This window comes from Advenella sp. EE-W14 (assembly GCF_012923605.1).
Taxonomy (GTDB): Bacteria; Pseudomonadota; Gammaproteobacteria; order Burkholderiales; family Burkholderiaceae_B; genus Advenella; species Advenella alkanexedens.
Window position 1 is genome coordinate 257,721 of sequence record NZ_JAAVNG010000009.1, and the last position, 12,394, is coordinate 270,114.

The 12,394-nt window shown below is 47.9% G+C and carries 11 protein-coding genes; 8 read left to right on the plus strand and 3 right to left on the minus strand.

Translation table 11 applies throughout. The annotated features are described in order from the left end of the window. Window positions 1-69: 69 nt before the first annotated feature. Entirely contained in the window at window positions 70-2,007 is a 1,938-nt protein-coding gene (locus HCX92_RS08500; protein ID WP_169294516.1) for an LTA synthase family protein, read from the plus strand. 61 nt (window positions 2,008-2,068) lie between these two features. Here the strand turns inward: HCX92_RS08500 and HCX92_RS08505 are convergent, their stop codons facing one another. Then, the gene (locus tag HCX92_RS08505) at window positions 2,069-2,986 is read right to left on the minus strand and encodes a LysR family transcriptional regulator (RefSeq protein ID WP_211182325.1); all 918 of its coding nucleotides are present in this window, start codon (window positions 2,984-2,986) and stop codon (window positions 2,069-2,071) included. A 197-nt stretch (window positions 2,987-3,183) separates the two neighbouring features. On the opposite strand from HCX92_RS08505, the gene HCX92_RS08510 reads away from it, so the two are divergent. The 3 genes from HCX92_RS08510 to HCX92_RS08520 all read left to right on the plus strand — a co-directional run bounded on the left by HCX92_RS08510 (window position 3,184) and on the right by HCX92_RS08520 (window position 6,291). After that, window positions 3,184-4,227 (plus strand): cupin domain-containing protein, encoded by a 1,044-nt coding sequence (locus HCX92_RS08510; protein WP_169294517.1) that lies wholly within the window; start codon window positions 3,184-3,186, stop codon window positions 4,225-4,227. Window positions 4,228-4,266: 39 nt separating this feature from the next. Beyond that, window positions 4,267-5,475, plus strand: coding sequence for a 3-hydroxybenzoate 6-monooxygenase (locus HCX92_RS08515; RefSeq protein ID WP_169294518.1), 1,209 nt, complete (start codon window positions 4,267-4,269; stop codon window positions 5,473-5,475). 111 nt (window positions 5,476-5,586) lie between these two features. Next, window positions 5,587-6,291 carry a fumarylacetoacetate hydrolase family protein gene (locus HCX92_RS08520; protein ID WP_169294519.1) on the plus strand — a complete coding sequence of 235 codons (705 nt, stop codon included), beginning with the start codon at window positions 5,587-5,589 and terminating at the stop codon, window positions 6,289-6,291. 103 nt (window positions 6,292-6,394) lie between these two features. Here the strand turns inward: HCX92_RS08520 and yegQ are convergent, their stop codons facing one another. After that, complete coding sequence (gene yegQ / locus HCX92_RS08525) at window positions 6,395-7,759, minus strand: tRNA 5-hydroxyuridine modification protein YegQ (RefSeq protein ID WP_169294520.1); 1,365 nt, start codon at window positions 7,757-7,759, stop codon at window positions 6,395-6,397. 530 nt (window positions 7,760-8,289) lie between these two features. Here yegQ and ehuB point away from each other — a divergent pair. The 4 genes from ehuB to ehuA are packed head-to-tail and all read left to right on the plus strand — an operon-like array spanning window position 8,290 to window position 11,349. Beyond that, complete coding sequence (ehuB, locus tag HCX92_RS08530; RefSeq protein ID WP_169294521.1) at window positions 8,290-9,153, plus strand: ectoine/hydroxyectoine ABC transporter substrate-binding protein EhuB; 864 nt, start codon at window positions 8,290-8,292, stop codon at window positions 9,151-9,153. 57 nt (window positions 9,154-9,210) lie between these two features. Further along, window positions 9,211-9,885: an ectoine/hydroxyectoine ABC transporter permease subunit EhuC gene (gene ehuC, locus HCX92_RS08535; protein ID WP_169294522.1), complete on the plus strand. Its 675-nt coding sequence runs from the start codon at window positions 9,211-9,213 to the stop codon at window positions 9,883-9,885. 1 nt (window position 9,886) lies between these two features. Then, a complete protein-coding gene (gene ehuD, locus HCX92_RS08540) occupies window positions 9,887-10,579 on the plus strand; it encodes an ectoine/hydroxyectoine ABC transporter permease subunit EhuD (RefSeq protein ID WP_169294523.1) in 693 nt (230 codons plus the stop codon). Next, complete coding sequence (gene ehuA / locus HCX92_RS08545; protein WP_211182326.1) at window positions 10,576-11,349, plus strand: ectoine/hydroxyectoine ABC transporter ATP-binding protein EhuA; 774 nt, start codon at window positions 10,576-10,578, stop codon at window positions 11,347-11,349. Before ehuD ends, ehuA begins: the two co-directional genes overlap by 4 nt. Window positions 11,350-11,422: 73 nt before the next feature. On the opposite strand, the gene HCX92_RS08550 is transcribed toward ehuA, so the two are convergent. Then, window positions 11,423-12,334, minus strand: a complete 912-nt coding sequence (locus HCX92_RS08550; protein ID WP_169294524.1) for a LysR family transcriptional regulator — start codon at window positions 12,332-12,334, stop codon at window positions 11,423-11,425. Window positions 12,335-12,394 lie beyond the last annotated feature (60 nt).

Below are 12,394 nucleotides of genomic sequence, written 5' to 3' on the forward strand. Positions count from 1 at the left end.
TATTAAAGCATGACCACACCCAACCCATCCTCCTGAATCCCCATCAGGATTTGTCATGCAGGTTAAGATTTGAGAATCCAGTTAATCACGTTTGTTGTCTCCCTGTTTGCCCTTTTCACCCTAAGTCGCCTGTTACTGATGATCTGGCAATATCAGCGGGTACTACAGGCCAGGGGGCTATGGCCCATTCTTCTGGGGGGCTTACGCATAGACCTCAATCAAATCGCCACCTACGCCTCACTACCCGCACTGCTAATGCCCTGGCTGGAAAACAGCCCACTGTTTCTGAACATCACTGCGATCTGGTTCACCTTCTGGTGGTTATTGGCTGCCTTCATGGAAATTGCCACACCGCAATTCATAACCGAATACGATACCCGCCCCAACCGCTTGTTTATTGAATACCTGAAACACCCCAAGGAAGTTTTTGGAATGCTATGGCGTGGTTATAAGGGCGTTCTGGCAGGTGGGTTACTGCTTTTCATCTTAATGGCCGTCATGGCCCACTCGCTGTTCTTTGGTTTTGCACCTGTACAGCCGGGGCCTGTCTGGCTTAGCATCATCGAATCATTTTCTTATGCCCTGCTTGCTTTCCTGTGTATTCGTGGCACGCTGAAAAAAAGGCCCATCAATCCATCTACCGTCGCCTTTGCCGGCGATGGCCTGATCAACAGTCTGGCACTCAATTCCATTTACAGCCTGTTATATGCAATTTATGCCATGAAATACGAAATGTCGGCCGAAGATGTGTATGGCAAAATGCCGGCAGATGAAATGAACCTGCTGATTCGTAAAACCGCAGGTATCCATGCCCCCCAGTGTCCAGATACCATTGCCACCATGCACAGGCAAGTGTCTGGCAATCACCCTGTTATACCCCGGAATATTGTGATTATCGTTGAAGAAAGCCTGGGCGCCCAGTATGTCAAAACCCTGGGAGGAGAAAACCTGACCCCCAACCTGGACCGACTCTACCAGGAAGGCTGGGGCTTTCTGCGTGCTTACGCAACCGGTACCCGCTCCGTACGTGGACTGGAAGCCCTGTCTGCCGGTTTCCCACCCACAATTACACAATCGGTCTTCAAACTGCCCAACGCTCAAACCGGCTTTTTCACCATCGCCGATGCATTGGGACAGCAATATAATTATCACTCCCGTTTTCTGTATGGCGGAGAGGCTCATTTCGATAATATGAAAGGCTTTTTCCTGGGTAACGGCTTCAAGGAAGTCATTGACGGCCCTTCTTTCAAGAATCCGCAATTCAAGGGAACCTGGGGTTACAGTGATGAAGACATGTTCAACCAGCTTGACAGATTGCTGCAAGAAGATGAAAGCAGAGGCCAACCAGTCATCACCCTGGCCTTCAGCGTATCCAACCATTCTCCCTGGGAATACCCGTCAGGCCGAATTCAGCCCCAGGGTGAGGCGGCCAGTGTTGAAAATACCGTGCGCTATGCCGATCATGCCCTTGGGCAGTTTTTTGAAACTGCCAAAACCCGTGATTACTGGCAGGATACCGTGTTCCTGGTGGTTGCCGACCATGATTCACGCGTATTTGGCGCCGAACTGATCCCCCTGAAACATTTTCATATTCCGGCCCTGATACTGGGCGCAGGCATAACCCCCCGACTTGATGAGCGGATCATCAGCCAGATTGACTTACCGGTTACCCTGCTTTGCCTGGCGGGTGTTTCTTGCGTGCATCCCATGATTGGCCAAGACCTGACAAGCCAAACACCTAACCGGGCCATGATGCAATATGACAATCGCTATGGTTACCTGAAGAACGACCAGTTACTTGTGTTGGATCCACACATGCAACCGCAACAGTTTACCTGTCTGGCCTCTGACAAGTTTCAACCGTCCCGGTTGGATGAAGCGCTGGCAAAAGAAGCCCTGGCACATGCGATTTGGCCCTATAACGTGTACAAGAACAACAGCTACAAAACGCCTGCCGCCCACACTTTTCTCCAGGAAACTGAGGTTTTCTCGCCAATCCATCCGTGATTGTTTGAATAAATCCCGCCGCACTCCCCCACCTGAGCTTTACTGCTTAGGTGGCGGTAATTCATTCCGTATTTTCGGATGTATTGAAAAATTCATAAATGAGTTTTCTCAGCCAGCGGCTGCCTGCATCCTGGTGAAAGCGGGCATGCCAATGCTGTCTGATGGCATATCGGGGGGATTCAAAGGGCAAGGCATACGAACACAAATTGGGATTACGGGCAAACATATTGCTTAGCCGCGTGGGGATGCTCGTGATCAGATCCGATTTTTCTATCAGCAGTCCCAGTCCCAAAAATGATGAAAGCTGTAGATAAACATTACGCTGTATGCCCAAGCGCCGGATTTGCTGCTCCAAAATGGAGTGACCGGTTCCCTGATGATAAAAAACCACATGACCTTCACGCTCAAAGTCTTCCAAACTTAATGTGCCCTGTATACGGGGATGGTGACTGCTGACCAGACACTCATACTGCTGTCGAAACAGTTTTTGCTGATAAAAGCCGGCTTTTAACTGTGGCACAAAACCAATCGCCAAATCTACCGCTCCATTGGACATTTGCACGGGAGTTTCAGGGGTGATGGGTACGATATCCAGCGCAATATTTGGCGCATTCGCATGAAGATAGGCAACCAGCTTAGGCAAGATTTCTATATGGCTGATATCCATCATACTGATCGTAAAGCGTCGGGTTGAGATCGCGGGATCAAACTCCCCGGTAAACTCATCGATGCGTTTCCATTTATCAAGCAGATCCGTGATATACCCATTCAGGGATTCAGCCACTGCCGTTGCCTGCATCGTATTGCCAACCCTGACAAACAGAGGATCATTGAAATGTTTTCTGAGTTTGTTAAGCTCTATGCTGACTCCCGGTTGACCCATACCAAGACTTTCCGCTGCTTTTGAAACACTTTTCTCCCGATAAATCTCATGGAAGATCTGTAACTGACGAATATCCATTTTTCCCGACTCTTTCATATCCTGCCTGCCTTTGACTGGGCTATCCCTGAGTTTCAGGGTTATTCAAATTCATCTCTATTAAATTTTAGAATACAGATTATTTATATTATTGTATAGATCAAATAGCACAGTCTTGTTAAATTAAAAAATAAACGATTTCATTAACAATAATCAAAAAAATCAAAAAATTTATTACTATTTGCAAGGAAATTATCGTGGATCAATTAGCCAAACTTGAAGACCTGCCCCAGGAATACCGGGATAAGCTTGAAAAACTCAATCTGGTGCCATTATGGCCCAGCCTGCGTGATGTACTGCCCCCTGAAATTCCCCAGCCCAAAACCAAACCCGTATTCTGGTCCTATGAGGCCTTGCGCCCTTTATTGCTTCAGGCCGGAGAATTAACCCCGATTGAAAAAGCCGAGCGTCGTGTCCTGGTTCTGGCCAATCCCGGCCATGGTCTGGAAAACATGCGTGCCAGTTCCGTCATGTACCTGGGCATGCAACTTTTGCTGCCTGGTGAATGGGCCCCTTCACACCGCCACACCCCCAATGCCGTACGCATGATTGTGGAAGGCAATGATGCCTATACCACTGTTGATGGCCAGAAATGCCCCATGGAGCGCGGTGACCTGATCCTGACACCTACCGGCATGTGGCACGAACACACCCATGAAGGTACAGAGCCTGTCGTCTGGCTTGACGTGCTTGACCTGCCACTGGTGTATTTCATGGAGGCGTCATACGTCCAACCCGGCGAGCACCAAAATATCCAAGGCAGTTCGGACGACACCGATTACGGTCCCGGTATTGTGCCAAGCCCTGTTTTTGAACGTAAAAACTCACACTACCCCATGTTACGCTACGCATGGAAAGATGCACGCAAAGCGCTGGAAAGCATGGCCAAAAACCAGCCAGAGGCAAAGTCCATCCAGATCACCTATGTGAATCCTGAAAATGGCGACGACTGCCAGAAAATCATTGGTTATTCTGCCTTGATGCTGCGCCCGAATGAAACCCTGACACTGCCTTTACGTTCCAGTGCCATGGTATTCCATGTGATCGAAGGGCAGGCACAAGTGCAAACCACCCACAACAACTTTGACATGAAACAATCGGACACCAGCTGCGTTCCGTGTTTTGCACCCGTCACTTTTGTCAATAAAAATGCCGATCAGCCCACCTTCATTTTTATTGCCGACGAGTCACCGGTCCAGAAAAAACTGGGGCTTTACTCCGAACGTCCAAATAACCAATAATATTCAATACAAGAAATATATTTAAATGAGGAAACAAAAATGGAACAATTACCTATTCTGATCTCTGGCGGTGGTATTGGAGGCTTTGCCGCTGCGCTGGCATTGGTTCGACAGGGATTCAAGGTAAAACTGTTTGAACAGGCACCGGAAATTGGTGAAATCGGAGCGGGCATCCAATTGGGCCCCAACGCCTTTCATGCCTTTGATGCACTGGGCATCGGAGACAAAGCCCGTTCACGTGCCGTCTATACAGACTACATGGTCATGCACGATGCGTTAGACGAGTACGTGATTGGCAAAATCCCCACTGATGAAAACTTCCGCAAGCGTTTTGGCAACCCTTATGCCGTCATCCATCGTGCTGACATCCACGCTTGCCTGGTTGAAGGTGCACAGGAAACCGGTGAGGTTCAAATCCATACCAACACGCGTATCGAAGGCATCGAACAGGACGGTAAAACCGTTACGGTCACCGACACCAATGGCAATACATATACCGGCATTGCCCTTATTGCCGCTGATGGCGGAAAGTCTGTCGTCCGTGAGAAATATGTGGGTGACCCCGCACTCGTTACCGGTCATGTGGTTTATCGTGCCGTTGTTGACAAAGAAGACTTTCCTGAAAACCTGCGCTGGAATGCCGCCAGTTTATGGGCCGCCCCCAAAGGCCACCTGGTTCATTATCCCTTGCGAGGCGGTGAACAATACAACGTTGTGGTAACCTTCCACAGTCGCGAGCAGGAAGTCTGGGGCGTCAAGGATGGCAGCCGTGAAGAAGTCTTAAGCTACTTTACCAATATCTGTCCAAAGGCCAAACAGTTGCTTTCCTTGCCCAAATCATGGAAGCGCTGGTCTACCGCAGATCGCGATCCCATCAGCAACTGGACTCACGGTCGTGCCACGCTGCTTGGCGATGCCGCTCATCCCACCACGCAATACATGGCACAAGGTGCCTGCATGGCCATGGAAGATGCCGTTACCCTGGGTGAGGCACTGCGTACCTGTGACAATGATATTGAAAAGGCCTTCGATTTGTACCAGCGTGCGCGTGTTGCCAGAACCGCACGCATTGTCTTGTCATCCCGTGAAATGGGACGCCTTTATCATGCCGAAGGTGTCCAGCGACTGATTCGCAATGATCTATGGCGTGGCCGTTCTACCGAACGGTTCTACGATGCCATGGAGTGGCTGTATGGCTGGAATGTTTCCAACTGCCTTGATGCAGCGAAAAACTATTCCGCAGACTGAAAACAGGCATTTTCAGTAATGAAAAACAACAGGGTAAGCCTTTGGAGTAAGGCTTACCCTGTAAACTGTATACCCTGAAAAAACCAGACATTAACAAGGAAGGAACTTAACATGTCTTACGTATTTGAACCGATGAAAACTGTCGGTATCCCCGTTACCGATTCTGAAGATCTATTTCCTGTACGCCGTATTTACTGCGTAGGACGCAACTATGCCGCCCATGCCCGTGAAATGGGCTTTGATCCAGATCGTGAACCACCTTTTTTCTTCTGCAAGCCCAATGATGCAGAATCTGTCGTGCCTGTCGCAGATGGTAAAACCGTAGACATTCCTTACCCTGTGCAAACCAGTAATTACCACCATGAAATTGAACTGGTTGTGGCAATTGGCAAAGGCGGCAAAAACATCTCTGTTGAAGATGCCGCCAAACATATTTTTGGCTATGCAGTTGGGCTTGACATGACCCGTCGTGACCTGCAAATGAAAATGCGTGAGGCAGGCCGCCCATGGGAAATTGGCAAGGCTTTTGATTACTCCGCACCTATTGGTGAAATTACGCCGATTGCCAAAACCGGTGATTTGAACAGTGGTGAAATCCACCTGACCGTTAATGGCAAAACCACCCAGAAAAGCAATATCACCCATTTAATCTGGTCGGTTTCTGAAACCATTGCAAATCTGTCCACCCTGTTTGAACTGAAAGAAGGCGACCTGATCATGACAGGTACACCGGAAGGCGTAGGCGCTGTTGTTGCCGGTGACACCATGGTTGCCAGCATTGAAGGCCTGAAATCCATTACCGTTGCTGTCAAGTAATAAGGTTTGACAGCTACAGGCATAACGCGTCGTGTCATACATCGTATTATGCCTGCACACTGAACCCGGTACGAATCAAGAACCGGGTTCAGTTTAAGCGATTTTATTCACCGGCTGGATTGATGATTCTTGCCAGCAAGGCTTTTTCCTTGCCTAGCATATTGGGTATTTGCACAAAAATGCCATTGCCCGGTGCCACCTCAATGGCCTCACCATTATTTCGCATGGTATCCAGGCGAATCAGCTGGTTGCCATCCGGATGAATAATCTCAAGGGTATCACCCACCGAAAACTTGTTCTTCACATCAATCGTGGCCCAGCCATTTTCATCCACTTCGGTCACCAGACCGGCAAACTGGCTTTGTTTGGAAATGGAGTAACCGTGCAGGTAATTCTGGTAATCCTGGGTTTGATGCAGCTCCAGGAATCCAGGCGTATACCCCCGATTGGCCAGGCCGTCCAGGTCTGCCAGCAATTCGGGGTTGAAAGGACGACCGGCAACCGCATCATCAATCGCCTTGCGATACGTTTGCGCAACACGGGCAACGTAATAAATTGATTTGGTCCGGCCTTCCACTTTCAGGGAGTCCACCCCGATCTTCACCAGCTTTTCAATCTGCTCAAGCGCGCGCAAATCCTTGGAGTTCATGATATAGGTACCATGCTCATCCTCCATAATGGGCATTAACTGGCCCGGACGATTGGCTTCTTCAATTAAATATACCTGGTCTGCCAATGGATGCCGTTTCGCCCCGCCACAAGAGGCAAAACTGGCGTCCGCCTCTTCTTTTGACTGCTGGAAATTAAAGCCGCTTAACAGTTGCGCATCGCCGGCATCGCTTTGGGCCGCATTATGGACCTTATAGTCCCAACGGCAGGCATTGGTACAGGTTCCCTGATTGGGGTCACGGTGATTGAAGTAACCAGACAGCAGACACCGGCCCGAGTAGGCAATGCACAAGGCACCATGCACAAACACTTCAAGCTCCATATCCGGGCATTCCTGACGTATTTCGGCAATCTCGTCAAGCGACAGTTCGCGTGACAGAATAATGCGCTCCACCCCTACTTTCTGCCAGAATTGCACACCCCAATAGTTGGTGGTATTGGCCTGGACAGACAAATGAATGACCGCATCGGGCCAGCGTTCCTTTACCTTCATGATAAGGCCGGGGTCAGCCATAATAATGGCATCCGGGTTCATTTCCATAACCGGCACCATATCGTCCAGATAGGTTTTCAGTTTGGAATTGTGCGGCAGGATATTGCTGGCGACATAAAATTTTTTGCCGCGGGCATGCGCCTCATCAATCGCTTCCTGCATTTTGGCGATACGTACAAACTCATTATTGCGCGCCCGCAATGAATAACGGGGCTGACCGGCATAAACGGCATCGGCGCCAAAATCAAAAGCAGCGCGCATGCGCTCAAGACCACCGGCAGGCAGTAATAATTCGGGAGATTTCATGATTCTAGACAAGTGTAGTAGTGTATTTGCCATGTGTGGAAATTAATCCCATGAACACATGTGCCATATATATTATTAGTCGTTTTATGAACACTAATATTCATTAAGGCAAAACAGTTTAATTAATAAAAATAATCAATAAAGATATAGCCGTTATTTTATTTGACCAATCAGAAAAAGCAAATAAATTCAATCAAAATTAAAAATTTATTATATTGTTTTTGATATAAGTGGCAGTAAAGAATAATTAATGTGCATATTACCCAACACTTCGGGTGATTTTTTTGTAATCACTTAAGTGATTGATTTATATATTTATTTTTTGAAAAAAAGTTGTAACCATTGTTTCTTTTGTAGTTATTTATTACATATAGTCAGGATACATAACATCCTAAGCCGCTCATCAGCCATGCTTTTCTGTTACTCTAAAAAAGAGTTCATTCATATTATTTTTTATTTCAAATATATACTTTCCTGTGGATCGTAATTATTTTAAATAAAAAAATATTAAATTTAAAAAACAGGAGACCATGATGAAAACATCCCGTATTTCATTTATATCCACATTATCTTTTACCGCCACCGCTTTATTATTCTCTGCTTCAAGTAATGCAGCAACCCTCAAGGAAATCCAGGATAACGGTTACATCCGCATTGCCGTAGCCAATGAAATTCCTTACGGCTACATGACACCCGACAATGAAGCAAAAGGGGCTGGTCCTGATGTGGCAAAACTGATCATGGAAAAACTGGGCATTAAGGAAATTCGCTGGGTTACCACCAATTTTGGCTCTCTTATTCCTGGCCTGAAAGCAGACCGCTTTGATATGGTGGCCGCGGAAATGGCCATTTTGCCCCAGCGCTGTACCGAAGTGCATTTTTCAGAACCCAACAGTTCGTATGGCGAAGGCCTGCTGGTTGCCAAAGGCAACCCGGAGAATCTTCATAAATATGAGGATTTTACCGACAGCAAGCTCAAAGTGGCCATCATGGCAGGTGCCGACCAGCTTGAAATGATGCAGGCTCTTAAAGTGGATGACAGCAGAATGGTGACCATCGCCAATAATGCTGATGCCATTTCCACCATTGCTACCGGACGTGCTGCCGCTTATGCCGCAACCAGCCTGACCGTTAGTGAACTGGCCTCCAAAAGCGATCGTGTTGAAGCAGCCAGCGGTTTTACAGATCCTGTGGTTAATGGCAATCCGGTCAGAAGCTGGGGCGGTTTCACTTTCTCGCTTGCCTCTGCCGATTTGCGTGATGCCGTCAACAAAGAACTGCTTGAAATCAAGAAAACCGACGAATGGAAAAACATTCTGTCCGGCTACGGTTTCAGCGAAACCGATATTCAGGAATCACCTAAAAAAACAACCGCACAACTATGTGCAAAGTAATCCACACCGCAGTTATGGGTAGCAAGTATTACACAGGAATAAATCAAGGTAAGCAGCATGGATAACCTGTTATCGTATGTAGACCCTTTACTTGATGGTGCATGGGTTACTGTACAGTTAACCTTTTATTCCACCATTTTGGGTGGCGTGGTTGCCTTTATGGCGGGCATTGGCAAACTGTCAATAAATCGCGCCATCCGGTGGTTATCTATTTGCTTTATTGAGTTTTTCCGTGGCACTTCTTTGCTGGTGCAGTTATTCTGGCTTTACTTTGCCTTACCCATCCTGGGACAGGCAATAGGGGTGGATTTACGCATGCCACCCTTACTGGCCGGCACCATCGCCCTGGGGCTTAACATTGGTGCCTACGGTGCCGAGGTAGTACGTGGCGCCATTCAGGCGGTTCCCGAAAATCAATACGAGGCCGCCAAGGCATTGGACTTTACCCCAAAGCAAACCTTGTGGCGTATTGTATTGCCCCAGGCCATTCCTGAAATGATGCCCAGTTTCGGCAATCTTGCCATCCAGAACCTGAAAGACACGGCCCTGGTCTCGCTGATCAGCCTGGGCGACATGACCTTCAGGGCCGAACAGTTGCGCAACTATACCCAGGACAGCACTTCCATTTACACCCTCTTGCTGTTCATGTATTTTGGCATGGCCTTGGCCTTAAGTGCCATGATGAAAATACTTGAACGCTACGCAAGCCGCTGGCGCACAAGGAAAATTTAACATGTTATTTGGCATAGAGTGGGATACCACCAACAATTGGGTTTTTGCCTGGTCTATCCTGCCCATCCTTTTTAAGGGTCTGGTGGTTACCATACAGGCCACACTGGTTGGTTTTTTAGTGGCTTTGATACTGGGCCTGGTACTTGCCGCACTCAAGGGGGCCCGGTTACGCATTATTTCCTGGCCCGCATATTTCATTACCGAATTCATCAGGGACACACCCCTGCTGGTTCAGTTGTTTTTCTTATATTATGTATTACCCGAATACGGCATTATTTTGCCGGCTTTCATGACAGGCGCCCTGGCCCTGGGCCTGCAATACAGCGCCTATACTTCTGAAGTTTACCGGGCCGGCCTGGAATCCATCCCACATGGCCAGACCGAAGCCTCACGGGTGCTGGATTTCACGCCCCTACACACTTTCATGTTTATCATTTTGCCGCAAGCCATCCCCCGCATTATCCCGGCGCTGGGCAATTACCTGGTTTCCATCATGAAAGACGTGCCGGTCCTTTCAGTTATTGCCATTCTGGAAATACTGAATGTGGCCAGGATTATTGGCGACCGTACCTTTAACTATCTCATACCGCTTTCCATGGTTGGCATTATTTACCTGTTGCTAACCCTGCTGGCTTCGGCAGGCATCCGGTATCTGGACAAACGCCTGCCAAAAGAAGGAATTCCATTGAAATGAACGATGCCATCATCAAATTTGAAAATGTGACCAAAAAATTCGGCGATGTCACGATATTGGACAAATTGAATTTTGAAGTCGCCAAAAATGAAAAAGTGACCATCATCGGTCCATCGGGGTCTGGCAAGTCAACCATTTTGCGCATCCTCATGACACTTGAAACCATTGATGATGGTATCATTCACGTTGCCGGCAAACCATTATGGCATGAATACAAAAATGGCCAAACAGTTCCCGCCAGCGAGCATCACCTCAGGCAGATGCGCAAGGAAATGAGCATGGTTTTCCAGCAGTTCAATCTTTTTCCGCATATGACGGTCAGGCGCAACATTACCGAAGCGCCTATCCATGTTCACAAGTTATCCCACAAAGAAGCCAATGAGCTGGCTGATGAATATTTGGACCTGGTTGGCTTAAGCGAACACGCAGACAAGTTCCCCTCCCAGCTTTCCGGTGGACAGCAACAGCGGGTGGCGATTGCGCGGGCGCTGGCCACCCGCCCCAATATCATGCTGTTTGATGAACCCACCTCTGCCCTGGACCCTGAACTGGTTGGTGAAGTACTGGGTGTTATTCAGCGCCTGGCCGAAAAGCATGATTTAACCATGTTACTGGTAACCCATGAAATGCAGTTTGCAAGGCAAATATCCGACCGGATCTGCTTTATTGACAAGGGGAATATTGTGGAAGAAGGCCCCCCGGAAGAGGTTTTCACTTCACCCAAAGAGGAAAGGACGCAGGCTTTTCTCAAGTCTTTCATTCAAGCCTGAAATTTCTCTGGCCTGATTCATACCTAAAAAATATCAACTAACCGGAGCGGGTATGCCAGCAAGGCATACCCGTTTATATTTTGCGACGGATATAAGCGATTTTCTCCTGGTCATAAATATCATAAATAATATTCAGCATATTCCTGATATTGTCAGATTTATCCTTGGTCCGGGTGCTCATCATAATGGGAGAAAACGCATGGTCATCCACAATGGGAATAAATGCGATATCCTGTACATTGACCCTGGCAAGACCTTCAGGGACCAGTGAAACCCCTTCTCCGGCGGCAACCAGGCCCATGGCTATATGCAATTCCCTGGCCTCAAACAGCCTTTCTGGTTGCAAGCCAATGAACTTGAATATTTCCAGTACCTGATCGGCAAAACTGGGCCTTGGCTTTTGGGGATAGATAATGATTTTTTCACTGACAATTTGATCAAGCGTGATTTCTTTCCTGCCAATAAACCGATGATTGAACGGAACGGCCAATACCAACGGCTCCTTTCTTAAAACAATACGCCGAACACTCGGATCCTGCAGGTAAAGACGCCCGAAACCAATATCAATGTCACCTTCTTTCAGGGCATGTATCTGCTCCATGGTGGTCATTTCAAACAGCTCCAGCGCTATATTGCCGTATCGTTGCCGGAAAATATTGATGATTTGCGGCAGTTTGCCATACAGTGTCGAAGCCACATAGGCCACCCTCAGGCTTTCATTGACATTGCCCAACCTTTGGGTCATGAGTTTCAGCTCATTGACCTGCACCAGCAATTGTTTGGCATGCTCATAAAAAAATTCCCCTGCCATGGTTGTTTTCAAGGGCCGGACTCCCCTTTCAAACAGCTTGACGCCCAGCTCTTCTTCCAGCTGCTGGATTTGCCGGCTTAATGGCGGCTGGGCAATAAAAAGTTTTTCAGCTGCGCGAGTGAAATTCTTCTCCTCGGCAACCGCAACAAAATAGCGCAAATGTCTTAATTCCAACTCAATACCTTTAAAGTATGAAAAACATACTGAAACAGTCTTAGACAAGCTAACCGATCA

What these genes read in the sequence shown, in the direction of transcription:
- HCX92_RS08505 (WP_211182325.1), bottom strand. Translation starts at nt 2,986, where the DNA reads ATGAAAGAGTCGGGAAAAATGGATATTCGTCAGTTACAGATCTTCCAT.
- HCX92_RS08515 (WP_169294518.1), top strand. Translation starts at nt 4,267, where the DNA reads ATGGAACAATTACCTATTCTGATCTCTGGCGGTGGTATTGGAGGCTTT.
- HCX92_RS08520 (WP_169294519.1), top strand. Translation starts at nt 5,587, where the DNA reads ATGTCTTACGTATTTGAACCGATGAAAACTGTCGGTATCCCCGTTACC.
- yegQ (WP_169294520.1), bottom strand. Translation starts at nt 7,759, where the DNA reads ATGAAATCTCCCGAATTATTACTGCCTGCCGGTGGTCTTGAGCGCATG.
- ehuB (WP_169294521.1), top strand. Translation starts at nt 8,290, where the DNA reads ATGATGAAAACATCCCGTATTTCATTTATATCCACATTATCTTTTACC.
- ehuC (WP_169294522.1), top strand. Translation starts at nt 9,211, where the DNA reads ATGGATAACCTGTTATCGTATGTAGACCCTTTACTTGATGGTGCATGG.
- ehuD (WP_169294523.1), top strand. Translation starts at nt 9,887, where the DNA reads ATGTTATTTGGCATAGAGTGGGATACCACCAACAATTGGGTTTTTGCC.
- ehuA (WP_211182326.1), top strand. Translation starts at nt 10,576, where the DNA reads ATGAACGATGCCATCATCAAATTTGAAAATGTGACCAAAAAATTCGGC.